Below are 22,053 nucleotides of genomic sequence, written 5' to 3'. Positions count from 1 at the left end.
GGCTTATCGACGCCCCGCGCACCCCAGGCCCGCGCCGCGTCAGGCGTCTCAAGAACACAACGGTCGTCCATCAAACCGTCACCCATCAAAACCTACTGCGCCTTCTCCCCCGGCAACCCATCACTAACCTCAGCCAACGCCCTCTTCATCTCCTCATACTCCATCACCCTCTCGTTCTGAAACCCGCCCAGCACCCCCCGGCACCCATCCACTCCCGAGCGCTTCATCTCTTCCATCATCGCCGTCCCCTGGCCCTGTCCTTTCTGGAACAGCCCGTCATACCCGCCCGAAGAAAAGCCATATTCCTGCGCATACTGCAGCAGGTTCTTGCGGGCCGTGGCCTGGTGCTGGGCCAGGTCGGGTTCGGACGCCCCGCAGGCGCGGGCGGCGCCGTTGGAGGCGCCGGCGGCGATGACGAAGGAGTCGTATTGGGCCTGTTCGGCGGCATCGGGAGCCGCCCAGGCCGTGGTGGCCGAGGCCAGCGTCAGGGCCAGGCCGGTCAAGATCTTGCGCATCGATGAATCTCCGCTAGATGCCCGCCAGCCGGCAGCGCGGCGTGCGCGGGCGGTGATTGCAACCACAACATTATGGCAATCAGCCGTTTCGAGCCCGTGTAGCCATGGTGTGGAGTCGTTTCAGACTGTGCATCTTTCTTTCCCGGACGCCGGCTGGCCAGCAAGGCGGCCGCGCAGGAACTATGATGGAGCCTGTGGGGCGCTCCTGCCCCAGTGCATTGCCCCTATTCCTCCTGGAGATCTACATGACGATCAAAGTCGGCGATCGCGTGCCGGACGGCACCCTGACCGAATTCATCGAAACCGAAACCGCCGGCTGCTCGCTGGGCCCCAACGCGTTCCAGGTCGCCGACCTGACCCGCGGCAAGACCATCGCGTTGTTCGCCCTGCCGGGCGCCTTCACGCCCACCTGCTCGGCCAAGCATCTGCCGGGCTATGTGGAACAGGCCGCGGCCCTGAAGGCCAAGGGCGTCGATGAAATCTGGTGCGTGTCGGTCAATGACGCGTTCGTCATGGGCGCCTGGGGCCGCGAGCAGAAGACCGAAGGCAAGGTCCGCATGCTGGCCGACGGTTCCGCCCTGTGGACCAAGGAACTGGGCCTGGAGCTGGACCTGATCCAGCGCGGCATGGGCGTGCGCTCGCAGCGCTACTCTGCCCTGATCGTCGATGGCGTGGTCAAGCAGCTGAACGTCGAAGGCCCCGGCAAGTTCGAAGTCAGCGACGCCGCCACGATGCTGTCGCAAGTCTGATCCCACGCAGTTCCTGTTTTACCGCTTAGCGCAGCGGGCCGCTTTCGCGGCCTGTTGCGTTGCCGCCAGCAGCGGTTGCCGACGCCATGCTCGCCACCATCTCCTCTTTTTCGTCGCTTTACTTCGCGACCTTGCTGATGCTCATCGGCACGGGTCTGTTCAACACCTATATGGGGCTCAGGCTGACAGCGCAGTCTGTCAGCGAGGTATGGATCGGCGCCCTGATCGCCGGCTACTACCTGGGCCTGGTGTGCGGCGCCCGCCTTGGGCACAAACTCATCATCCGGGTGGGCCACATCCGGGCGTTCGTCGCCTGTGCGGCGGTGGCCACCAGCATGATCCTGGCCCAGACGCTGGTCGACTCCATGCCGCTGTGGCTGGTGTTCCGCGTCATTTCGGGCATCGTGATGGTGACCGAATTCATGGTCATCGAAAGCTGGCTCAACGAGCAGACCGAAAACCACCAGCGCGGACGCGTCTTCTCGGTCTACATGGTTGTGTCCGGCCTGGGCACCGTGCTGGGTCAACTGGCCCTGACGGCCTATGCCACGCTGGACCTGCGGCCCCTGACGCTGGTGGCCATGTGCCTGGTGCTGTGCCTGGTGCCGATCGCCGTCACGGCGCGTTCGCACCCGCCCACGCCGCTGCCGGCGCCGCTGGATATACGCTTCTTCATGCGGCGCGTGCCGCTGTCCATGACGGTGCTGTTCGTGGCCGGCAACCTTTCCGGCGCTTTCTACGGCCTGGCGGCCGTCTACGGCGCCAAGCATGGCCTGTCGACCTCGCAGGCGGCGATCTTCGTGGCCGCCGCGGTGACCGCGGGCCTGCTGTCGCAATGGCCCATGGGCTGGCTGTCCGACCGCATCAACCGCGCCGGGCTGATCCGCTTCAACGCGCTGCTGCTGGTGCTGCTGCCGGTGGTGATGTGGGGCTGGATCGTGCTGCCGTACTGGGCGCTGGTCGCCATGTCCTGTGTCTTCGGCGTGCTGCAGTTCACGCTGTACCCGCTGGGCGCGGCGTTCGCCAACGATCACGTGGAATCCGAGCGCCGGGTCAGCCTGTCGGCCGTGCTGCTCATGACCTACGGCGTGGGGGCATGTGTCGGGCCGATGATCGCCGGGGTGCTGATGTCCCTGGCCGGCCCCAGCATGTACTACGTCTTCATTTCCGCCTGCGCCCTGATCCTGGTCTGGCAGGTGCGTCCCACCCGCGTCACCGGCGCGCATCAGGTGGAAGAGGCGCCCACGCATTTCGTGCCCATGCCGGACACGCTGCAGAGCTCGCCCGCCGCGGCGGTGCTGGATCCGCGCGTGGATCCGGCCACCGACATCGCCATGGAAATGGTGCAGCCCGAAGTTGCGCCCGTGGCGGCGGCCGAACCGCCCGCCGCGGAACCGCCAGGCGACGCCGCCAAGGATACGGCGGACGACGCCGCAGAAGACGAACGCCAGATGCGCACCGGCACCTGAGGCCGGGATGGCGCCCTTACCAGGGCGCCATCAGCACGATGGCCGCCAGGGCCAGCGCGATGCCCAGCAGGTTCAGCCGGGTCAGCGGTTCGCGGAAAGCCAGCGCGCCGACCAGCGTGCCCAGCGTGATCACGCCCATGTTCATGGACGCGAATACCAGCGCGGGATGTTCGGGCAGCGACTGGTGCGCGCGGATGTAGGTCAGGATGTTGCCGAAGTTCGCCAGTCCCAGCGCCGCGCCCGCGGCCAGGTGCCGAAGCTGGCAGCGCACCCGCCGCCACAGCAGGTAGCAGAGCATCAACACCCCGGCGATGAGGAAGGCCAGCAGCAGTCCGCCCGCGAAAGCCGTGCCGGCGCGCGCCATCTGCTTGAACAGGATGTCGATGACGCCATAGCCCACCCAGACGACCAGCGGCCACAGCCACATGGCGCGGCTGTTGGCCACCGTGTCCTCGCCCGGCGCCTGCACGCGGGGCGCACGGCGCAGCAGGCAATACAAGGCGCTGGCGGCCAGCAGCGTCGCGGCCAGCTTGCGGCCGCTTACCGGTTCGCCGAACAGCAGGAAGGCCGCCAGCAGCGGGATGAACAGGGACAGGCGCTGCGCCGCGTCGCTGCGCACGATGCCGGCATGGCGCACGGCCGCCGCCATCGCCAGGAACACACTGGGCAGCAGCACGCCCAGCGCGGCCAGCACCAGCCACGGCGTTTGCGGGGTCAGCAGCGTCGCCGGGTCCGGGCGCAGCACGGCCCAGCAGAGCAGGGCGGCCACCGCATAGTTCATGGCGATGGCCTGGCGCACGTCCACTTGGTAGCGCCGCGCCAGCTTCAGCAGCACGGCCACGGTGACGCTGCAGGCGACGCTGGCCAGCAGGTAGAGGAGGCCGGGCGTCAACGGCATGCCGTGGCGTCGTGGTGCGTGTGCTGGGCGGCGTCGATGCGCATGCCCAGGCGCTGCAGCAGGCGCTGGTCGGCTTCCATCTGCGGATTGGCGGTGGTCAGCAGGGCGTCGCCGTAGAACATGGAGTTGGCGCCCGCCATGAAGCACAGGGCCTGCAGCGCGTCATCCATGGCTTCGCGGCCGGCGGACAGGCGCACGGCGGCGCGCGGCATGGCGATCCGGGCCACGGCGATGGTGCGCACGAATTCGAACGGGTCCAGGGCTTCCACGCCGGCCAGCGGCGTGCCTTCCACCTGCACCAGGTTGTTGATCGGCACGGATTCGGGATAGGGCTCCATGTTGGCCAGCTGGGCAATCAGGCCGGCGCGTTCGCGGCGCGATTCACCCATGCCGACGATGCCGCCGCAGCACACGTTGATGCCGGCGTCGCGCACCCGGTCCAGCGTGTCCAGCCGGTCCTGGTAGGTACGGGTGGAAATGATCTTGCCGTAGAACTCGGGCGAGGTGTCCAGGTTGTGGTTGTAGTAGTCCAGGCCGGCGCTCTTGAGCTGTTCGGCCTGGCCTTCGCGCAGCATGCCCAGCGTGACGCAGGTCTCCAGGCCCAGGGCCTTCACCGCGCTGACCATCTCGGCCACCGCCTCCAGGTGGTGCGGCTTGGGGCTGCGCCAGGCGGCGCCCATGCAGAAGCGCTGCGCGCCGCCTTCCTGGGCCTTGCGGGCCGCGGCCACCACGTCCGCCAGGGGCATCAGCTTGTCGGCGTCCAGGCCGGTGTCGTAGTGCGAGGACTGCGGGCAATAGGCGCAGTCTTCGGGACAGCCGCCGGTCTTGATCGACAGCAGGCTGGATAGCTGGATGGCGTTCGGATCGAAGTGGGCGCGGTGCGTCTGCTGCGCCCGGAACACCAGATCCATGAACGGCAGCTCGTAGAGCGCCATGATGTCGGCGGCGCTCCAGGCGGGGGCGGCGGCCGGCTTGGCGATGGTCGGGACGGGGACGTAGGCGGTCTGCATGGATGGGCTCCTTTCGGTCTTGCGGGGATCGCGCCGCTTGTCGGGCAAGGGCAGGATCGGCGGATCGTAAGAAGCTGCGCAGGGTTTGCGCAATGCAGGCCATCAGCCAGAAATTAGCAGCCTGTTGCGGTGATTTTTATGGGAAATGAAAGATTTTTGGGGTTGCGGGCTACTAAGTGGCGGACATCTTCGGGGACGCCGAGGTGTCGATTATTTTGCATCTAATTGTAAATTTTTAGAAGGGGATCAGCCCTTGGCCCGCTTGTCCCGCGTCCGCACGCGCTCGTGCCCGGTAATGCCGCGGTCCCGCGCCCACACGATGGCCGCGCTGCGGCGGTGCACGCCGATCTTGCTGTAAATGGTGGCCACGTGGTTGCGCACCGTGTTGCGCGACAGCTTCAGTTGCCGGGCGATGCCCTCGTCGTCGTGGCCTTGGCACATCAGGCTCAGCACCTCGCGTTCGCGCGAGGTGAGCTGCGCCAGTTCGGCCACGTCGCGCGTCGCGGGCGCGGGCTCGCGCAATTGCGCCAGCTTCTCGATGACGCTGCGGCTGAACCAGGAGGTGTCCTGCATGACAGCCTCGATCGCGGTCAGCAATTCCCCCTCGGAGCGCTTGCGTTCCGTGATGTCCTGGATCGCCAGCAGCACGCGTTGCTGGCCGCCGAGGGTCACGGGGTCGGCCGACAACAGGCAATCCAGCCGGCTGCCGTCCGTGGCCGCCAATGCCACCTCGCGGCTGCGGGCGCTTTCGCCGCGCTTGAGGCTGGCCTCCAGTTCATCGGAGAGCTGGAGCCCCAATCCGGTCAGCGTCTGGCCTATGCCGTCCTGCGCAGAGGCGCCGGCGGCCGTGGCGAAGGCGTCGTTCAGGTCCAGCGCGAGCAGGGTCTCGCCCTCGCAGACCGCCATGGGAACGGGCGCCAGACGGAACGTCTTGGAAAATCGTTCCTCGCTTTCGCGCAAGGCCAGCTCCGTGCGCTTGCGGGCTTCGAGGTCGATGAAGGTGAACAGCATGCATGGTTCGCCCTGCATGTCGATGGGCTGGCCCGCGACGATGACGAATTTCACGCTGCCGTCTGCAAGTTTCAACACGCCCTCGCGTTGCGCAATGGTCTGTCCTTCGTTGAGGCTGGCGACCGCGTTGTCCTTGTCGTCGCCGCCGTCCAGCACGTCCAGTTCATAGGCTGACTTGCCCACGATGACGTCGCGCGCATAGCCGGTCATCTCCAGGAAGCCCTGGTTCACCTTCACATAGCGCAGGTCGGACAGGCGGCAGATGAGGGCGGGCGCGGGGTTGGCGCCGAAGGCGCGCTCGAAGCGTACTTCGGCGTTGATCTGCTCGGTCTGGTCATGCAGGATCAGGACGCGGTAGTCGGCGCCGTCGCTACCGTCCAGGTTCAGGCCGCTGGCGCGCACATTGCGCAGGAACGCGTCGTCGTCCTTGCGTTCCAGGTCCAGCAGCAGTTCGTCGAACGGCTCGGCCGCAGCCAGCAGATCCAGCGGATATTGGCGCGCGGGTACACGGTGATGGTTGCGGTAGCTGAGGCTGTAGCGCTTGCGGTAGCCGGCTGGCGTGCCGCCGAGTTCATCCAGCTCATCGGCGCCATGCAGCCTGAGCGCGCTGGCATTGGCCCAGGCGATGGCGCCGTCCGCTTCGAGCAGGATGATGCCTTCGTTCAGGCCTGCGATGATGCGTTGCAGATGCTGGCGGTGCGGATGGGGAGCGGCGGCGTTCGCGGTCACGTAGTCCTCTTCTTTTCGCTGGGCACGACGAAAAGAGAATGAAGGCGCACTGAAAGCCTGTCCAGATGGCGAAATGGACGAGTCTGAGCGTAGGGGGGGATGGCGGGGAAGATGGCTGCCGCCAGATGATGCGGGCAGAAATGCAAAAAAGCTCCGGAAACCGGAGCTTTCTATGGCTGGCAAGGCTAGCGCGCTTGCGAACTGCGTGATGTGCTTGGCGGAGCGGACGGGGCTCGAACCCGCGACCCCCGGCGTGACAGGCCGGTATTCTAACCAACTGAACTACCGCTCCGCAGCGGTTTACTCTGACTTCTTCAATGCACTGCGGTGTCAAGGCAGTTTGGTACTACATGCCACAAAGACTGGCGTCCCCTAGGGGATTCGAACCCCTGTACTCACCGTGAAAGGGTGATGTCCTAGGCCTCTAGACGAAGGGGACCTGAACAAAACAGAACAACTTTACTACCGTACTGCTTACTGGTGGAGGTAAGCGGGATCGAACCGCTGACCTCTTGCATGCCATGCAAGCGCTCTCCCAGCTGAGCTATACCCCCCAGGATCCTCGATGTCCCAAACTTCAGACAACAAGGTCTCACACTATATAAAGCAAAAAAGCCCCGAAAACGGAGCTCTTGAAAGACTCTGAGCGAGAGCTTTTGGCGGAGCGGACGGGGCTCGAACCCGCGACCCCCGGCGTGACAGGCCGGTATTCTAACCAACTGAACTACCGCTCCGCAGCGGCGTACTCAACTACATTGTCACTTCAACTGCATCACTACATACTGCTGCCAGAAGAACTGGCGTCCCCTAGGGGATTCGAACCCCTGTACTCACCGTGAAAGGGTGATGTCCTAGGCCTCTAGACGAAGGGGACTTGGACTTGCAAATTGGTACTGCATCCTTCGCCGTTGACTGGTGGAGGTAAGCGGGATCGAACCGCTGACCTCTTGCATGCCATGCAAGCGCTCTCCCAGCTGAGCTATACCCCCGTCTTTCTAATCAACCCGTTCAACGTTTTACGAAATCGAACACACGTTTTACCGAGTGCTTTTTCGTAGTTCGTTGCCGGTTTTGTTTAGTGCCGTTGGCGAAGAAACGAGATTATGCACGAACTAAATTTGGTGCGCAAGTCGCTTGGCGGCAAAAAGCAAAAAAGTCGGGAAAAAAAGGGGGGTGGAAGGCGATTTTCGCCCGATTTTGCTCTTTTTTTGCTCAGAGCGGGCCAGCATGATTGATGCAGAAATCAAGTAAATCAAAGACTTGTGAGAATGGTATCGTGAGCGAAAAATTTTTTCGCCGATCCGGAGAATTTTCTGCGCCGGACCCGCACGCACGGACATCGCCATGAGCAGCAAGACTTCGTTCCCCACACGGCCGCTGGGCCAGAGCGGCATGGACATCACCCGCATCGGGCTGGGCGCCTGGGCCATCGGCGGCAGCGGTTGGGCGGTGGGCTGGGGGCCGCAGGACGATGCTGATTCGGTGGCGGCGATCCGCCGCGCCGTCGAGCGCGGCATCAACTGGATCGACACCGCCGCGGTGTACGGGTTGGGGCATTCCGAGGAAATCGTGCGCCGGGCGCTGGCGCAGATGACGCCGGACGCCCGGCCTTACGTGTTCACCAAATGCGGCCTGACCTGGTCGGTGGAGCAGCCCCAGGCGATGCCGCGGCGCACCGGCGCGCCAGCCAGCATCCGGCGCGAAGTCGAAGACTCGTTGCGCCGGCTGGGCGTCGAGCGCATCGATCTCTATCAGATGCACTGGCCGGCGGGCGACGGCACGCCCCTGGAGGTGTACTGGCAGGAACTGCTGGATCTGAAGCAAGAGGGCAAGGTCAGGGCGGTGGGTCTGTCCAACCACAATCTCGCGCAACTGCAGCAGGCCGAAATGCTGGGCCACGTGGATACGCTGCAGCCGCCGTTTTCGGCCATTCAGCGCGCCGCGGGCGCGGAGCTGATTCCGTGGTGCGAGCACAATGGCACGGGCGTGATCGTCTACAGCCCGATGGGGTCCGGCCTATTGACCGGCGCCTTCAGCGTGGAACGCGCCCGCGCCTTGCCGGCGGATGATTGGCGCGCGCGCAACGCGGAATTCGCCTCTCCGGGCATCGAACGCAACCTGGCGCTGGCCGATGCGTTCAAGCCCATCGCCGAACGCCACGGCGCAACGGTTGCGGCGGTAGCAGCGGCCTGGACCCTGGCCTGGCCGGGCGTGACGGGCGCGATCGTGGGCGCCCGCAACGCGGCCCAGGTGAATGGATTGCTGGGCGCGGCGTCGCTGGAACTGGATGGCGAGGATATGGACGCCATCGCGGACGCGATCGAGCGCACCGGCGCCGGCAGCGGGCCGCTGCGCCCGCCGGAGGAGAGCGGCGCGCTGCCGGCCAATCTGTTCGCCTGAAGACGCCTCAGGCGCGGCGCGTCTTGCGGCCGCTGCCGAACGCGGCGATGAGCGCCAGGCCGATCAGGGCCAGCGCCGTCTTGTCGCCGAAGCGCGCGTAGGGCGTCAGCCCCGTCATGCCTTGCACGGCCACCGGCAGCACGCCGGCCTGCAGCGGCGCGAGCTGGGCCGCGACGCGGCCCTTGGCGTCAATGGCGGCGGTGATGCCGGTGTTGGTGGAGGTCAGCATCGGCCGCGCCGTTTCCATGGTGCGCAGGCGGCCGATCTGCAGATGCTGGCGCAAGGCCCAGGAGTCGCCGAACCAGCCCAGGTTGCTGACGTTCACCAGTATGGTCGCACCCGGTTCGCCGTTGGGGCCGGGCTGCAGCGCGGGCAGCAGGTCGGGTCCGAACAGGTCTTCGTAGCAGATGTTGAATGCGATGTGCTGGCCGCCGACGGCGAAGGGCGTCTGCCGCACCGCGCCGCGGTCGAAGTCGCCCAGCGGAATGTTCAGCATGTCCACGAACCAGTGGAAGCCGGGCGGCACGTATTCGCCCCAGGGCACCAGGTGGCGCTTGTCGTAGCGCATGGCGGTGCTGCCGGCCACGAGCTGTTCGACCGGGGTATTGCCGTCAAAGCCCATGACGCTGTTGGTGTAGCGGTCGCGGCCGTCGACGCGGTCGTGCAGCGGCACGCCCATGGCGATGGTGGCGTTGCGCTGGGCGGCCAGGTCGCGCCAGACCGCCCAGACGCGCGGATCCAATTGGTCCTGGAAAATCGGCAGCACGGTTTCCGGCAGGATGATCAGCTGCGGCGCGGGCACGCCCGGCGCCGGCGGCATGGCGGCCAGGTCCAGGTGGCGCGTCAGGCTCTGGTCGAGCAGGGCGGGGTCGAATTTCTGGGATTGTCCGATGTTGCCCTGGACCAGGCGCACGTTCAGCGGATCGCCGGACGGCGTGGACCAGTCGATGCGGGACAGCGGCCAGCCGGCGGCGGCCAGGGCCAGCGCGATGCCGGCGGCCAGGGCGTGGCGCGAGCCGGTGCCGCTCTTGCGCGAGGGTTGCCACAAGCTGGCGAGGGCCGCGGCGACGAAGGCGGCCAGGAAAGCCATGCCATGCACGCCGAGCAGCGGCGCCCAGCCGGCGATGGGACCGTCGACCTGCGCGTAACCGATGTTGAGCCAGGGAAAGCCGGTCAGCAGCACGGCGCGCAGCCATTCGAACGCGGCCCACATCGCGGCCCAGGCCAGCGTGCCCGACAGGATGCGGGAGGGCGGAGAGCCCGGCTCCAGCGGCGCGTAGCGGCGCGCCAGCGCGCTGGCGGCGGCCGGGAACAGGGCCAGGAAGGCCGACAGCGCCAGCACCGCGGCCACGGCCAGCGGCGCGGCCAGGTCGCCGTAGCGGTGCAGGCTGATGAAAATCCAGTACAAGCCCAACGAGTAGCTGGCGAAGCTGAACAGCCAGCCGCGCAGCCAGGCCTGCTTGGCCGAAGGCGCGTACAGGGTGACGCGCGCGGCGATGGCCAGCATCAGGACCTGGGTCACCGCCAACGCCCAATCCGGCAGGGGGCCGGGCGAGAACGTCAAGGCGTGCGCGGCGCCCGCCAGCACCAGGCCGGCGGCGCCGCGCAGATTACGGCTGCGCGGGGTTTGGGTCATGCTTCGTCGGAGGGGCGGGAGGCTTGGGACGGGGCGTTGCGCTTGACGCGCAGCCAGATGGCGCGGCGCGCGTCGCCGCGGGCCACTTCCAGGCGCAGGCCGTCGAATTCGGCGGTGTCGCCGCGGCGCGGGATGCGGCCCAGCTGTCCGCCCATCCAGCCGCCGACGCTGTCGTACTCGTCGTCGGGCAACTGGCAGCCGAACACTTCATTGAAGTGCGAGATGTCGGTGGCGGCCAGGACGCGCCACTGGTTTTCGCCTTCGGGGAAGATCGAGTCTTCCTCGGTTTCGTCGAATTCGTCTTCGATGTCGCCAACGATCTGTTCCAGCACGTCTTCCATCGTGACCAGGCCGGAAATGCCGCCATGCTCATCGATGACGATGGCCTGGTGGTTGCGGCTGGCGCGGAACTCGTGCAGCAGCACGTTCAGGCGCTTGGATTCGGGGATGAACACCGCGGGCCGCACCAGCGTGCGCACTTCGATGCCGGGTTCCAGCATGCAGCGCAGCAGATCCTTGGCCAGCAGGATGCCGATGATGTTGTCGCGGTCGCCCTCGTAGACGGGGAAGCGCGAGTGGGCGGTCTCGATGACCGAGGCCACCAGGTAGGGGATGGGCTGCGTGACGTCCAGCAGATCCATGCGCGAACGCGGGACCATGATGTCGCCCACGGTGCCTTCGGACACGGCGAGCGCGCCCTTGATCATCTTGTAGGATTCCGCGTCGAGCAGCTGGCGTTCGTGCGCGGCTTCCAGAACGGCCTTGATGCCTTCGCGGTCCTCGGGCTCGCGGCGCACGAGGGAAAGCAGGCGGTCTAGAAGGGATTTGGCGGCGGGTTTGGAGGAGCGAGCAGGCGTCGCTTCGGGAGCAGGGTAAGGGTCAGACATCGTCCGGGAGGACAAGTTATGGAGGGGCCAGCATAACCGATACTGGCCTGCAATTTGTAACGGCGGTCCCCAAAATGAGGGGAACCGCCGCCATCTGCGCCTTGCTGGACGCCATTTTCAGCCAATTTCTCAGGGTTGACCCGAGTGCCGCGTCATGCCTCGACGTAAGGATCGGCGATGCGCATGGCGGCCAGCGTGGCGGTCTCCAGGGCTTCCATGCGCTTGGCGTCGCGGGCCTTGATGTGGTCGTAGCCCAGGGCGTGCAGCACGCCGTGGATGGTGAGGTGGGCGGCGTGGTCCAGCAGCGCCTTGCGCTGTTCGCGGGCCTCGCGCACTAGCACCGGCACGCACATGACGATGTCGCCGCGCGCAACGCCCAGCGGATCCACGCCGTATTCGAAGGTCAGCACATTGGTGGCGTAGTCGCGGCCGCGAAAGTCGCGGTTCAGGCGCCGGCCTTCAGCCGCGCCGACCAGCCGCAGGCTCAGTTCCGCGGCCGAAAACGTGACCAGGCCGTCCTCGGCCGCGCCCGCCAGCGCGCGTTCTGCCCAGCGGCGCAGGCGCCAGCGGGGCAGGCGGGCTTCCTCGACGCCGTATTGCACGGACAGGGACAGTTCAGGCTTCATCTTCGGCGGCGCGGTCGTAGGCGTCGACGATGCGGGCGACCAAGGGATGGCGCACGACGTCTCGGCTGGTGAATCGGGTGGTGGCGATGCCCTGCACGTCGTGCAGCACCTTCACCGCATGCGCCAGGCCGCTATCCTGGCCGCGCGGCAGGTCCACCTGCGACGGGTCGCCGGTGATGACCGCCTTGCTGCCGAAGCCGATCCGCGTCAGGAACATCTTCATCTGTTCCGGCGTGGTGTTCTGCGCTTCGTCCAGGATGACGAAGGCATGGTTGAGCGTGCGGCCGCGCATATAGGCCAGCGGCGCGATTTCGATGGTTTGCTTTTCGAACAGGCGCTGCACCTTCTCGAAGCCCATCAGGTCGTACAGCGCGTCGTACAGCGGGCGCAGGTACGGGTCGACCTTCTGCGCCAGGTCGCCGGGCAGAAAGCCCAGGCGCTCGCCGGCTTCGACCGCGGGACGCGTCAGCACCAGGCGCTGCACCGTGTCGCGCTCCATCGCGTCGATGGCGCAGGCCACGGCCAGCCAGGTCTTGCCGGTGCCGGCGGGGCCGACGCCAAAGGTGATGTCGTGCTTGAGGATGTTGTTCAGGTAGTCGCGCTGGCGCGGCGTGCGCGGACGCAGGTCGCTGCGCTTGGTGCGCAGGGCGATGCTGTCGCTTTCGTCGTCCAGGGCGGGCAGCGGGTCGGCCTCGCGGGCCTGCTCTTCCTTCAGTTCCTGTTCCTGCCGCCCGACGCCGATCTCCACCAGCCCGAGCTGGATGTCGTCGACCGACAGGGCGCGGTGCACGGCCTGCTCGTGGAAGCGGCGCAGTATCCGGCCGGCCAGCTCCGCCAGTTCGCCTTCGATGGTGACGCGGCTGCCGCGGCGCGAGAGCTTGACGTTCATGCCGTCGGCCAGCTGCCGCAGGTTTTCGTCCAGCGGGCCGCAGAGGTTGGCCAGATGGGTGTTGTCGCCGTCCAGGGTGACGACGATGGGCATGCTGCGACGGGCGCGGGAGCGGGGAGTGGTCATTCGGCCTCTTGGGGAGTGCGGTCCACGTCGGCGACCCGGGCGCGCAGCGAATTGGTGTGCGCTTCGGTGATGATGACGTCGACCATTTGTCCGATGAGCCGCGCGGGCGCGGCGAAGTTCACGATGCGGTTGTTCTCGGTGCGGCCCATCAGCTCGTTCGGGTCGCGGCGCGAGGGGCCTTCGACCAGCAGGCGCTGGCGCGTGCCGACCATGTTGCGGGCGATCGTGGCCGCCTGCTCGTTGATCAGCGCCTGCAGGCGCTGCAGGCGGCGCAACTTCACGTCCTGCGGCGTGTCGTCGTGCAGGTCGGCGGCGGGCGTGCCCGGGCGGCGCGAATACACGAACGAGAAGGAGGTGTCGAAACCGACGTCCTCGATCAGCTTCATGGTCTTTTCGAAGTCTTCCTCGGTTTCGCCGGGGAAGCCCACGATGAAGTCCGAGGACAGCGTCAGGTCCGGGCGGGCGGCGCGCAGGCGGCGCACCACGGACTTGAATTCCAGGGTGGTGTAGCCGCGCTTCATGGCCGCCAGCACGCGGTCGCTGCCGGCCTGCACCGGCAGGTGCAGGAAGGACACCAGCTTGGGCAGGCGGGCGTAGGCGTCCACCATGCGCTGGGTCATTTCCTTGGGGTGCGAGGTGGTGTAGCGGATGCGCTCGATGCCCGGGATTTCGTGCACGTATTCCAGCAGCATGGCGAAGTCGGCGATCTCGTCGCTGTCCGTCATGCGGCCGCGGTAGGCGTTGACGTTCTGGCCCAGCAGCGTCACTTCCTTCACGCCCTGGTCGGCCAGGTCGGCGACTTCCACCAGCACGTCCTCGAAGGGGCGCGAGACTTCCTCGCCGCGCGTGTAGGGCACGACGCAGAAGCTGCAGTACTTGCTACAGCCTTCCATGATGGAGACGAACGCCGTGGCGCCGTCCACGCGGGGCGGCGGCATGTTGTCGAACTTTTCGATCTCGGGAAAGCTGATGTCCACCTGCGAGCGGCCTTCGTCGCGGCGGCGCTTGATCAGGTCCGGCAGGCGGTGCAGCGTCTGCGGACCGAACACCACGTCCACGTAGGGCGCGCGCTTGACGATGGCTTCGCCTTCCTGGCTGGCCACGCAGCCGCCCACGCCGATCACCAGGTTGGGATTGGTTTTCTTCAGGTGCTGCACCCGGCCCAGGTCCGAGAAGACCTTTTCCTGCGCCTTCTCACGCACCGAACAGGTGTTGAAGAGGATGACGTCGGCGTCTTCGGGGTTGTCGGTCAGCTCCAGGCCCTGGTCGCCGCGCAGCACGTCGGCCATCTTGTCCGAGTCGTACTCGTTCATCTGGCAGCCGAAGGTGCGGATGTACAGCTTGCGGGGGGAGCCGGCGTCGGCGGCGGGGAGGGCGGCGTTGGCGCCGTCGGGCGCGGCGTCGGCGCGCTTGAGGGTGGTTTCTTGCATGATGGTCGCCGTGACGGGTGTAGATCCCGGGGGCAGAATGGTAGGAAACCCGGGATTTTAACCCTTGCCCGAATTTGCTTCTTGGTCTGGCGCGCGCTGGCCGTTACGATAGCGTGCCGGGCTGATTCCACAGTCCAGAATATTTCTCATTTCCCGACAGCGGTACCGATGAACAGCAACCCCCTGACGCCTTCGGCGGCCGCTCCCGTATCCGACGCCGCGGCCGGTTCCGCGCCCGACCAGTTCCGCAACCCGTTTTCCGCTCTGACCTGGGTGCTGCTGGGCTGCGCGCAGGCGCTGGCCGCCAGCGCCTGCGCGTTATGGGTGGACCTGCCGTTGGCGGTGTGGATCAAGCAGTCGGTGTCCGAAGGCGTGAACGAATCCTTCGAATGGATCGGCGAACTCGGCGAAAGCGGCCCCTATATCGGCGTGGCGCTGGCCTTCTACGTGATCGGCCTGGTCGGCCTGACGCGCGGCTGGCGCAACCCGGTGCGCATGAGCTACGCCAGCATGGCGCGCGGCAGCCTGCTGATGCTGTCGACCATGGCGGTCGGCGGGCTGGTGGTGCTGGTGCTCAAGCGTTCGGTGGCGCGGGCGCGCCCCGAGCTCTTCTTCGAGAAGGGCATCTACGGGCTGGGCGAGTCTTTCTCCCGCGCCCAGCTGTACAACTCCTTCCCTTCCAGCCACACCTATGCGGCATTTGCCGTGGCGGTGGTGCTGGGCATCCTGGCGCCGCGCTGGCGCTGGGTCTTCCTGCTGCTGGCGGCGCTGGTGGCGATGAGCCGGCTGGTCAACCTGGACCACTATCTGTCGGACGTGATGACGGCCGCGGGTATCGCGGTGCTGGTCGGGCACGTATTGGCGCCCCGGGTGCTGGGCGCCAGCTACCAATGGCCTCTGCGTGCGCCCTGGCGCTGGTGGAAGAAGTAAGCCTGGTCCAGGCGGCCGGCCATGAGCCGGCTTCAGGCGGCGGCTTACGCGAAGTTCACCACCACGCGCCGGTTCGTGCGGCTTTTCTTTTCGATCTTGGTGACTGCTACGGCGCCGATTTCGCCCGTGTTGGCCACGTGCGTGCCGCCACAGGGCTGGCGGTCCACGCCGGGGATCTCGACGATGCGTATGCTGGCCGTGCCTGCCGGGGGCGCGGCGCCGATGGTGCGCACCAGATCGGGTTGCGCGGCCAGTTCCTCGGGCGTGATGCAGTTGATGCTGACGCCGGTACGGGCGTCGATCAGGGCGTTCAGGCGTTCGGTCAGGTCGGCCTTGTCCAGCGTGGATTCGGGCAGGTCGAAGTCGATGCGGGCGGAATCGGGCGAAATATTGCAGCCGGTCACCGGCGCGGGCACCAGCGAGCCCAGCAGGTGCAGGCAGGTATGCAGGCGCATGAGGCGGTGGCGCCGCGGCCAGTCGATGGCCACCGAAACGCGCTCGCCCACTTGCGGCGCGATGTCGCCTTCCAGCACGTGCAGGATGCGCTTGCGGTCTTCGGCGTAGACGGTGTCCGTGAGCGTCAGTGCGCGGCCGTCGGCCAATGTCAGCGTGCCGCTGTCGCCCGCCTGGCCGCCGCTGCGCGCGTAGCAGACGGTCTCGTCCAGTTCGACGCCCTCGGGGCTGACCGCGATCACGGTGGCCTCGCACCGGTCCAGATAAGGGTCTTCGTCGAAACGCTTGCGGGTGGAATGCATGTAAAGGGTCTCCGGATGTTCTGGGTTTTTTTGCAAGGCGGGGCGGACCGTCAGGCCAGGATCTTCAGGCCGTCGGCTGTTTCGATCTGCGCGCTCAGGCGCGGCGGGCCGTCAGTCTGTTCCAGCTGGATCAGGTGGTCCGCGCCCAGCCAGGCCAGCCCCTGGCGCAGCAGTCCGGCCTGCGGATGGCTGCCGGAAAGTTGCTTGAGGACGAGGTCCTGGCGCGGCAGGCTGACGCCGGGGTAGTCGGCCACGTCCCACTGGATCAGCGTGGGCAGCAGGCCGTCGCCAGCCGCGTGGCCGGCTTCGCGCCAGGCGGGCAGGCTGCCATCGTCCGGCACCGTCAGCCGCCAGCGCAAATGGCCGCGCTCCATGGGGATGGCGGGAGGAATGCGCGCGGGATGCTCGGCCTGCATGCGGGTCAGATCCTGCGGCGCTTCGACCCGTGCCGCCCAATGCGCCAGGTAGGGGCCCTGGGCGATGCGGGCGCGGACGGCGTCCTGATCGAGCCCGAACCAGCGCGGCCGCGCAGGCGCCGGGGCCTGCGGATCGATGGCAATGACTTCAAGGTAGATGCCGCCGGCCATGCCCAGCACCCGGTTGTGGGTGCCCATGCGCGGATGCGCGCCGCCGCCCGAGGGGGCGATGCCGAGCAGTCCGGCGACGTATTCGGCGCCGCTGTCCAGGTCCGCGGCGGCGATGACGAGGTGATCGATGACGAGTTTCATGGTGCGGCTATGGTAGCGAATCCGCGCGGATCCGTACCCGTACAGCGCGACGGGGGGCGGCGGTACAGTGTCAGACGCCCAGATCCCGGCGCTTCAGCACCCGGTCTATCAAGCCCCATTCCAGCGCTTCTTCCGCGCTCATGTAGCAGTCGCGGTCCAGTGTGCGCTCGACGTCTTCGTAGCTGCGTCCGCAGTGCTGGGCGTAGACGCGCGTGACGCGGTCCTTGGTCCTGCGAATTTCCTCGGCGTGGATGAGCACGTCCGAGGCCTGGCCCTGGAAGCCGCCCAAAGGCTGATGCACGTGCACGCTGGCATTGGCCAGCGCGCATCGTTCGCCGGGTTCACCCGCCATCAGCAGGAACGAGCCCATGGAGCGCGCCGTACCCATGCACAGCGTGTGCACCGGCGCGGTGATGAACTGCATGGTGTCGTACATGGCCAGGCCGCTGGTGATGACCCCGCCAGGAGAGTTGATGTAGAGATGGATGGGCTTGGTCGGGTTCTCGGATTCCAGGAACAGCAGCTGGGCGCAGACCAGCGCCGACACCGAGTCGTTGACTTCGCCGTTCAGGAAGATGATGCGGTCGCGCAGCAGCCGCGAATAGATGTCGAAGGACCGCTCGCCACGGCCGGATTGCTCGACCACCATGGGTACGTATTGCATCACGTCCTGCATGGACGAATCTCCTGGGTTGCGATTGCCTTGCGCTTGGGCCGGGTTCAGGCGGCGCGCATGAGGAAGGGGCTGGCGTCGTTGGCGGCGAGGCGCCCGCGGCGTTCCAGCCGCGCGTCGTCCAGCGCGTGGATGATGCGCAGGAGCGTGCGGCCGTCGGCGACGGGCCGGATCTGGAAGGTCACCAGGCTTTCGAGGAAAGGCGGTTCCTCGTCGCGCATGCGGTATCGGATTTCTTCGGCTGGCGTCGCGTCCGCGGGTTCGGCGCTGGCCAGCGCCCGTCCAGGCAGCCATTGTTCGCGGAATTCGGGGATGCTGATGGCGCGCCAGACTTTTTCGGGCGGCGCGTCGAGTTCGTATTCGAGCACGATGTCCTGGGGCGGGTCTTGCGGCGCGGTCGGCTTCATTGGTCCATGTCCTTGAGCAGGGCGTTCAGGGCTTCGATGCGGGCCGGCCAGTAGGCGCGGTACTTCGCCAGCCATCCGGCAATGAGCGCGAGTCCGTCGGGGTCGACTTCATAGTTCACGAAACGGCCTTGTTTTTCCTCGCGCACCAGGCGCGCCTTGCGCAGCACGGAAAGGTGCTGCGACATGGCTGGCTGGCTGATCTCCATGCCCACGCGCAGGGCGCTGGCGTTCATGCCGCCGGCGGCGAGCTTTTCGAAGATGGCGCGGCGGGTCGGATCGGCCAGCGCCTTGAAGATGTCGTTTTCGAGCATGACAATACATTAGTCAATACTTATGTATTGGTCAAGCGGAGGGCATCCTGTGCGCGTCCGCGAGCCGTTTGCGATCGCGGCTGGCACAATGGCGCCGGACCTGCAGCCGGGAGCGATGCCGTGGCTTTTCTTTTATTCCCCGTCTTGTTCGCGGCCAGCCTGCTGATCAGCCTGGCGGCCAGCGCCGTGCACGGCCGCCGTCATGGTTGGACGGCCCCGGCCACGCGGCGGTGGCTGTTCGTGGCGGGATGTCTTGTGCTTTCGTATCTGGGCGGCCTGGCGCTGGTCATTCATGACCCGTATTTCGACGACAACGGGGTGCCTGAATTCATTCCGTGGCGTTTCCGCTGGACCTGGGCCTGGCTCTACGCCGGCTTGCTCCAGTTCGCCGTGGTTCCCGGCGGTCTGGCCCTGCGGTTCCTGGCCAGGCGCAAGGCGGCAAGCGCCGCGCAATAAAAAACCCGCCGCAATGCGGCGGGTTTCTCTTCAAGCGGAAACGGATCAGGCGGCTTCGCCTTCCTCGCCTTCCTTCTTGACCGGCTTGACCAGGTCTTCGCGCTTGACGCCCAGCCACATGGCCAGGGCCGCGGCCACGAACACCGACGAGTAGATGCCGAACCAGATGCCGATGGTCAGGGCCATGGCGAAGTAGTGCAGGGTGGGGCCGCCGAAGAACAGCATGGCCAGCACCATCATCTGCGTGGAACCGTGGGTGATGATGGTCCGCGAGATGGTCTGCGTGATGGCGCTGTTGATGACTTCGTGCACGTCCGCCTTGCGGTACTTGCGGAAGTTTTCGCGGATCCGGTCCATGATGACCACGGATTCGTTCACGGAGTAGCCCAGCACCGCCAGCACGCCCGCCAGCACCGACAGCGAGAATTCCCACTGGAAGAAGGCGAAGAAGCCCAGGATGATCACCACGTCGTGGAGGTTGGCGATCACGCCGGCGACGGCGAACTTCCATTCGAAGCGGAAGCCCAGGTAGACCATGATGCCGATGACCACGACCAGCAGGGCCATCAGGCCGTTGTGCAGCAGCTCCTGGCCCACTTGCGGGCCCACGAACTCGACACGGCGCAGCTCGACGCCGGAATCGGCGGTCTTCAGCGCGGCCATGACGGTTTCGCTCTGGGTGGCCGAGGTCTGGCCTTCCTGCAGCGGCAGGCGGATCATGACGTCGTGCGAGGTGCCGAAGTTCTGCACCTGGAAGTCGGTGTAGCCCAGCTTGGAGACCACGCCGCGCACGTTTTCAAGCTGCGCCGTCTGAGCGTAGTTGACTTCCATGACCGTGCCGCCGGTGAATTCGATCGACAGGTGGAAGCCGCGCGTGACGATGAAGAAAACAGCCGCCAGGAACGTGACGAGACTGATGATGTTCAGCACCAGCGCGTGGCGCATGAACGGGATGGTGCGGTGAATACGGAAAAATTCCATTTTTCGCCTTAGGCTTTATCTGTGGCGGGCGGCCGGGCCGCCCGCGCTCATGTTCAGTTGGTCTTCGGTTTCCAGACTTCACCGATGGAGATCGACGTGAGCTTCTTCTTGCGGCCGTACCAGAGGTTGGCCAGCGCGCGCACGCCCACCACCGACGAGAACATCGAGGTCAGGATGCCCAGCACGTGCACCACCGCGAAGCCCCGGATCGGGCCCGAACCGAAGGCCAGCAGCGCCAGGCCCACGATCAGCGTGGTGAGGTTCGAGTCGAGAATGGTGCCCCAGGCGCGCTCGAAGCCATGATGGATGGCCTGTTGCGGACTGGCGCCGGCGCGCAACTCTTCCCGTATCCGTTCGTTGATCAGCACGTTCGAGTCGATGGCCATGCCCAGCGTCAGCGCGATTGCCGCGATGCCCGGCAGGGTCAGTGTGGCCTGCAGCATGGACAGCAGCGCCAGCAGCAGCAGCACGTTCATGGTCAGGCCGATCGTGGAGAACACGCCGAACAGGTGGTAGTACAGGATGATGAAGGCGGCGATGGCCAGGAAGCCATACAGCGTCGAGTAGAAGCCCTTGGCGATGTTGTCCGCGCCCAGGCTCGGGCCGATGGTGCGTTCCTCGATGATGGACATGGGCGCAGCCAGGGCGCCGGCGCGCAGCAGCAGCGCGGTGTCGGCGGCCTCTTCGGAGCTCATGCTGCCCGAGATCTGCACCTGGCCGCCGGCGATTTCGCCGCGGATGACCGGAGCGGTGACCACTTCGCCCTTGCCGTTTTCGAACAGCAGGATGGCCATGCGCTTGCCGATATTGTCGCGGGTGACGTCGCGGAAGATGCGGGCGCCCTTGGAGTCCAGCGTCAGGTGGACCGCGGCCTGCTGGGTCTGCGAGTCGCGGCCGGGCTGGGCGTCCTGCAGGTTTTCGCCGGTCAGGATGACCTGGCGGCGGACCAGGATGGGACGGCCGTCGCGGTCGTTGTAGCGTTCAAGGCCGAAAGGCACGCTGCCGCCCAGCAGCGCGGCCTGCGCGGCGGGGGAGTCGTCGACCATGCGGATTTCCAGCGTGGCGGTGCGGCCCAGCAGTTCCTTGGCCTTGGCCACGTCCTGCACGCCGGGCAGCTGCACCACGATGCGGTCGGCGCCTTGCTGCTGGATGACCGGTTCGGCCACGCCCAGTTCGTTGATCCGGTTGTGCAGCGTGTTGATGTTCTGCTTGAGCGCGGAGTCCTGCACGCGGGTGACGGCGGCCGGGTTCAGCGCGGCCATCAGCAACGGCTTGCCGTTTTCCGTGCGCTCGGTGAACTCCAGGTCGGGCAGGCGGCTGCGCAGGGTGGAGATGGCGCGGTCGCGGTCGTCGGTGTCGGCGAAGGTGGCGGCAATGGCCAGGCCCGAGCGTTCGACGCCGGCCACGTTGACCTTCTGGTCGCGCAGCACGGAGCGCACGTCGGCGGCCAGGGAGTCGTAGCGGGCGGTCAGGGCGCCCTGCATGTCCACTTGCAGCAGGAAGTGCACGCCGCCGCGCAGGTCCAGGCCCAGGTACATCGGCTTGGGCGCGAACCAGCCCAGGGCGCGCATCCAGGCGGGCGAGGCGGGCAGCAGGTTCAGCGCGACCGTGTAGTGGGGGTCGCCGGCGACGGTGTTGAGGGATTTGTCGATCAGGTCGCGCGCCTGCAACTGCAGGTCGGTCGACGTGAAGCGGGCGCGCACGGTGCCGAGCGTGCCGTTCTGTTCGTAATAGACCCCTTCATTGGGGATCTTGGCGTCGGTCAGGATCTGTTCGACCCGGCTCAGCATGGCGGGATCGACCTTGATCGTGGCCTTGGCGCTGGAAACCTGGACGGCCGGGGATTCGCCGTAGAAGTTGGGAAGCGTGTACAGCAGGCCGATGATGACCGCGACCAGGACCGTAATGTACTTCCAAAGGGGATAGCGGTTCATTGCCGGCTACTTCATGTAAAAGTGATGAAAGGGCCGCCCGGGCGACAAGCGCGGCGGGCGGCGACAGGGCCATCAAGCAACAGGAGCCCGATGGGGGCTCCTGTGGGACGCTTACAGGGCCTTGATGGTTCCCTTGGGCAGCACGGTCGAGACCGAGGACTTCTGCATGATCACTTCGACGGGCTTGTCGGCCAGTTCGGAGACTTCGACGGTGACGTAGCTGTCGTTGACCTTGGTGACCTTGCCGAGCATGCCGCCGGCGGTGACCACTTCGTCGCCCTTGGCCAGGGCGGCGATCAGGTTGCGGTGTTCCTTCTGGCGCTTCATCTGGGGACGGATCATCAGGAAGTAGAGGATCACGAACATCAGGATGATGGGCAGCATGCCCATCAGCGCGTTACCCTCGGGGGCGGCGGCCTGAGCCACGACGAGGCTGGCGGTATCGATAACGGACATTGAATTCTCCTGCGTTTAGTCTGTTTGGGTGTTTGTATCTAGTGTTT

General features: G+C 66.4%; 22 protein-coding genes and 6 tRNA genes. 5 read left to right on the top strand and 23 right to left on the bottom strand.

The features are described from left to right. Nucleotides 1–92 precede the first annotated feature (92 nt). Entirely contained in the window at nt 93–515 is a 423-nt protein-coding gene (locus N5C88_RS20110; protein ID WP_118933850.1) for a hypothetical protein, read from the bottom strand. 245 nt (nt 516–760) lie between these two features. Between N5C88_RS20110 and N5C88_RS20105 the strand changes: the two genes are divergently transcribed. Both N5C88_RS20105 and N5C88_RS20100 read left to right on the top strand, forming a co-directional pair. Beyond that, entirely contained in the window at nt 761–1,264 is a 504-nt protein-coding gene (locus tag N5C88_RS20105) for a peroxiredoxin (protein ID WP_054451571.1), read from the top strand. A gap of 86 nt (nt 1,265–1,350) precedes the next feature. Further along, nucleotides 1,351–2,733, top strand: coding sequence for an MFS transporter (locus tag N5C88_RS20100; RefSeq protein ID WP_059380246.1), 1,383 nt, complete (start codon nt 1,351–1,353; stop codon nt 2,731–2,733). A 16-nt stretch (nt 2,734–2,749) separates the two neighbouring features. Here the strand turns inward: N5C88_RS20100 and N5C88_RS20095 are convergent, their stop codons facing one another. The 9 genes from N5C88_RS20095 to N5C88_RS20055 all read right to left on the bottom strand — a co-directional run bounded on the left by N5C88_RS20095 (nt 2,750) and on the right by N5C88_RS20055 (nt 7,370). Then, nucleotides 2,750–3,625, bottom strand: a complete 876-nt coding sequence (locus N5C88_RS20095) for an EamA family transporter (protein ID WP_165867922.1) — start codon at nt 3,623–3,625, stop codon at nt 2,750–2,752. Beyond that, a complete protein-coding gene (bioB, locus tag N5C88_RS20090; RefSeq protein ID WP_118933853.1) occupies nt 3,622–4,641 on the bottom strand; it encodes a biotin synthase BioB in 1,020 nt (339 codons plus the stop codon). Before bioB ends, N5C88_RS20095 begins: the two co-directional genes overlap by 4 nt. A gap of 246 nt (nt 4,642–4,887) precedes the next feature. Next, on the bottom strand, nt 4,888–6,381 hold the full coding sequence (locus N5C88_RS20085) for a PAS domain S-box protein (RefSeq protein WP_118933854.1): 1,494 nt from the start codon (nt 6,379–6,381) through the stop codon (nt 4,888–4,890). A 215-nt stretch (nt 6,382–6,596) separates the two neighbouring features. Further along, a tRNA-Asp gene (locus N5C88_RS20080) sits at nt 6,597–6,673 on the bottom strand. Nucleotides 6,674–6,744: 71 nt separating this feature from the next. After that, nucleotides 6,745–6,820, bottom strand: a tRNA-Glu gene (locus tag N5C88_RS20075). Between the two features lie 39 nt (nt 6,821–6,859). Then, nucleotides 6,860–6,935 (bottom strand) — tRNA-Ala (locus N5C88_RS20070). A gap of 103 nt (nt 6,936–7,038) precedes the next feature. Next, nucleotides 7,039–7,115, bottom strand: a tRNA-Asp gene (locus N5C88_RS20065). A gap of 64 nt (nt 7,116–7,179) precedes the next feature. Next, nucleotides 7,180–7,255 (bottom strand) — tRNA-Glu (locus N5C88_RS20060). A 39-nt stretch (nt 7,256–7,294) separates the two neighbouring features. Then, nucleotides 7,295–7,370 (bottom strand) — tRNA-Ala (locus tag N5C88_RS20055). Between the two features lie 355 nt (nt 7,371–7,725). On the opposite strand from N5C88_RS20055, the gene N5C88_RS20050 reads away from it, so the two are divergent. Further along, a complete protein-coding gene (locus N5C88_RS20050) occupies nt 7,726–8,781 on the top strand; it encodes an aldo/keto reductase (protein ID WP_280016079.1) in 1,056 nt (351 codons plus the stop codon). A gap of 7 nt (nt 8,782–8,788) precedes the next feature. Here N5C88_RS20050 and lnt read toward each other — a convergent pair whose 3' ends face one another. The 5 genes from lnt to miaB all read right to left on the bottom strand — a co-directional run bounded on the left by lnt (nt 8,789) and on the right by miaB (nt 14,375). After that, entirely contained in the window at nt 8,789–10,417 is a 1,629-nt protein-coding gene (lnt, locus tag N5C88_RS20045) for an apolipoprotein N-acyltransferase (RefSeq protein ID WP_280016077.1), read from the bottom strand. Further along, complete coding sequence (locus N5C88_RS20040) at nt 10,414–11,304, bottom strand: transporter associated domain-containing protein (protein ID WP_118933857.1); 891 nt, start codon at nt 11,302–11,304, stop codon at nt 10,414–10,416. Before N5C88_RS20040 ends, lnt begins: the two co-directional genes overlap by 4 nt. A gap of 152 nt (nt 11,305–11,456) precedes the next feature. Continuing rightward, nucleotides 11,457–11,930 carry an rRNA maturation RNase YbeY gene (gene ybeY / locus N5C88_RS20035; protein WP_059380240.1) on the bottom strand — a complete coding sequence of 158 codons (474 nt, stop codon included), beginning with the start codon at nt 11,928–11,930 and terminating at the stop codon, nt 11,457–11,459. Beyond that, entirely contained in the window at nt 11,920–12,945 is a 1,026-nt protein-coding gene (locus N5C88_RS20030; RefSeq protein ID WP_059380239.1) for a PhoH family protein, read from the bottom strand. The genes ybeY and N5C88_RS20030 overlap by 11 nt, the downstream gene beginning before the upstream one ends. Beyond that, entirely contained in the window at nt 12,942–14,375 is a 1,434-nt protein-coding gene (gene miaB, locus N5C88_RS20025; protein ID WP_118933858.1) for a tRNA (N6-isopentenyl adenosine(37)-C2)-methylthiotransferase MiaB, read from the bottom strand. Before miaB ends, N5C88_RS20030 begins: the two co-directional genes overlap by 4 nt. A gap of 168 nt (nt 14,376–14,543) precedes the next feature. Between miaB and N5C88_RS20020 the strand changes: the two genes are divergently transcribed. Continuing rightward, nucleotides 14,544–15,305: a phosphatase PAP2 family protein gene (locus tag N5C88_RS20020; protein WP_280016076.1), complete on the top strand. Its 762-nt coding sequence runs from the start codon at nt 14,544–14,546 to the stop codon at nt 15,303–15,305. A 44-nt stretch (nt 15,306–15,349) separates the two neighbouring features. Here N5C88_RS20020 and N5C88_RS20015 read toward each other — a convergent pair whose 3' ends face one another. The 5 genes from N5C88_RS20015 to N5C88_RS19995 form a co-directional block, all read right to left on the bottom strand. Continuing rightward, on the bottom strand, nt 15,350–16,060 hold the full coding sequence (locus N5C88_RS20015) for an alanyl-tRNA editing protein (RefSeq protein ID WP_280016075.1): 711 nt from the start codon (nt 16,058–16,060) through the stop codon (nt 15,350–15,352). A gap of 50 nt (nt 16,061–16,110) precedes the next feature. Further along, nucleotides 16,111–16,788: a VOC family protein gene (locus tag N5C88_RS20010; protein ID WP_118933861.1), complete on the bottom strand. Its 678-nt coding sequence runs from the start codon at nt 16,786–16,788 to the stop codon at nt 16,111–16,113. Nucleotides 16,789–16,858: 70 nt separating this feature from the next. Then, the gene (locus N5C88_RS20005) at nt 16,859–17,464 is read right to left on the bottom strand and encodes an ATP-dependent Clp protease proteolytic subunit (protein ID WP_280016074.1); all 606 of its coding nucleotides are present in this window, start codon (nt 17,462–17,464) and stop codon (nt 16,859–16,861) included. A gap of 44 nt (nt 17,465–17,508) precedes the next feature. After that, nucleotides 17,509–17,868: an SRPBCC domain-containing protein gene (locus tag N5C88_RS20000; RefSeq protein WP_118933862.1), complete on the bottom strand. Its 360-nt coding sequence runs from the start codon at nt 17,866–17,868 to the stop codon at nt 17,509–17,511. Then, entirely contained in the window at nt 17,865–18,179 is a 315-nt protein-coding gene (locus N5C88_RS19995) for a metalloregulator ArsR/SmtB family transcription factor (protein ID WP_059380234.1), read from the bottom strand. The genes N5C88_RS20000 and N5C88_RS19995 overlap by 4 nt, the downstream gene beginning before the upstream one ends. Nucleotides 18,180–18,299: 120 nt before the next feature. Between N5C88_RS19995 and N5C88_RS19990 the strand changes: the two genes are divergently transcribed. Further along, on the top strand, nt 18,300–18,635 hold the full coding sequence (locus N5C88_RS19990; RefSeq protein WP_124260389.1) for a hypothetical protein: 336 nt from the start codon (nt 18,300–18,302) through the stop codon (nt 18,633–18,635). Between the two features lie 45 nt (nt 18,636–18,680). Here the strand turns inward: N5C88_RS19990 and secF are convergent, their stop codons facing one another. The 3 genes from secF to yajC all read right to left on the bottom strand — a co-directional run bounded on the left by secF (nt 18,681) and on the right by yajC (nt 22,006). Further along, the gene (gene secF / locus N5C88_RS19985) at nt 18,681–19,616 is read right to left on the bottom strand and encodes a protein translocase subunit SecF (RefSeq protein ID WP_054451555.1); all 936 of its coding nucleotides are present in this window, start codon (nt 19,614–19,616) and stop codon (nt 18,681–18,683) included. A 53-nt stretch (nt 19,617–19,669) separates the two neighbouring features. Next, nucleotides 19,670–21,550 (bottom strand): protein translocase subunit SecD, encoded by a 1,881-nt coding sequence (secD, locus tag N5C88_RS19980; RefSeq protein WP_059380232.1) that lies wholly within the window; start codon nt 21,548–21,550, stop codon nt 19,670–19,672. Nucleotides 21,551–21,661: 111 nt separating this feature from the next. Next, nucleotides 21,662–22,006 carry a preprotein translocase subunit YajC gene (yajC, locus tag N5C88_RS19975; RefSeq protein WP_054451553.1) on the bottom strand — a complete coding sequence of 115 codons (345 nt, stop codon included), beginning with the start codon at nt 22,004–22,006 and terminating at the stop codon, nt 21,662–21,664. Between the last annotated feature and the right edge of the window lie 47 nt (nt 22,007–22,053).

This window comes from Achromobacter sp. GD03932 (assembly GCF_029839485.1).
Classification (GTDB): domain Bacteria; phylum Pseudomonadota; class Gammaproteobacteria; order Burkholderiales; family Burkholderiaceae_B; genus Achromobacter; species Achromobacter bronchisepticus_A.
The sequence above is the reverse complement of the archived record's forward strand: the minus strand, read 5'-3'. Positions and strand labels throughout refer to the sequence as shown.

Bases quoted from the DNA above. Each gene is read 5' to 3' on its own strand.
- N5C88_RS20110 (WP_118933850.1), bottom strand. From the start codon at position 515: ATGCGCAAGATCTTGACCGGCCTGGCCCTGACGCTGGCCTCGGCCACC.
- N5C88_RS20105 (WP_054451571.1), top strand. From the start codon at position 761: ATGACGATCAAAGTCGGCGATCGCGTGCCGGACGGCACCCTGACCGAA.
- N5C88_RS20100 (WP_059380246.1), top strand. From the start codon at position 1,351: ATGCTCGCCACCATCTCCTCTTTTTCGTCGCTTTACTTCGCGACCTTG.
- bioB (WP_118933853.1), bottom strand. From the start codon at position 4,641: ATGCAGACCGCCTACGTCCCCGTCCCGACCATCGCCAAGCCGGCCGCC.
- N5C88_RS20050 (WP_280016079.1), top strand. From the start codon at position 7,726: ATGAGCAGCAAGACTTCGTTCCCCACACGGCCGCTGGGCCAGAGCGGC.
- lnt (WP_280016077.1), bottom strand. From the start codon at position 10,417: ATGACCCAAACCCCGCGCAGCCGTAATCTGCGCGGCGCCGCCGGCCTG.
- N5C88_RS20040 (WP_118933857.1), bottom strand. From the start codon at position 11,304: ATGTCTGACCCTTACCCTGCTCCCGAAGCGACGCCTGCTCGCTCCTCC.
- ybeY (WP_059380240.1), bottom strand. From the start codon at position 11,930: ATGAAGCCTGAACTGTCCCTGTCCGTGCAATACGGCGTCGAGGAAGCC.
- N5C88_RS20030 (WP_059380239.1), bottom strand. From the start codon at position 12,945: ATGACCACTCCCCGCTCCCGCGCCCGTCGCAGCATGCCCATCGTCGTC.
- miaB (WP_118933858.1), bottom strand. From the start codon at position 14,375: ATGCAAGAAACCACCCTCAAGCGCGCCGACGCCGCGCCCGACGGCGCC.
- N5C88_RS20020 (WP_280016076.1), top strand. From the start codon at position 14,544: ATGAACAGCAACCCCCTGACGCCTTCGGCGGCCGCTCCCGTATCCGAC.
- N5C88_RS20015 (WP_280016075.1), bottom strand. From the start codon at position 16,060: ATGCATTCCACCCGCAAGCGTTTCGACGAAGACCCTTATCTGGACCGG.
- N5C88_RS20010 (WP_118933861.1), bottom strand. From the start codon at position 16,788: ATGAAACTCGTCATCGATCACCTCGTCATCGCCGCCGCGGACCTGGAC.
- N5C88_RS20005 (WP_280016074.1), bottom strand. From the start codon at position 17,464: ATGCAGGACGTGATGCAATACGTACCCATGGTGGTCGAGCAATCCGGC.
- N5C88_RS20000 (WP_118933862.1), bottom strand. From the start codon at position 17,868: ATGAAGCCGACCGCGCCGCAAGACCCGCCCCAGGACATCGTGCTCGAA.
- N5C88_RS19995 (WP_059380234.1), bottom strand. From the start codon at position 18,179: ATGCTCGAAAACGACATCTTCAAGGCGCTGGCCGATCCGACCCGCCGC.
- secF (WP_054451555.1), bottom strand. From the start codon at position 19,616: ATGGAATTTTTCCGTATTCACCGCACCATCCCGTTCATGCGCCACGCG.
- secD (WP_059380232.1), bottom strand. From the start codon at position 21,550: ATGAACCGCTATCCCCTTTGGAAGTACATTACGGTCCTGGTCGCGGTC.
- yajC (WP_054451553.1), bottom strand. From the start codon at position 22,006: ATGTCCGTTATCGATACCGCCAGCCTCGTCGTGGCTCAGGCCGCCGCC.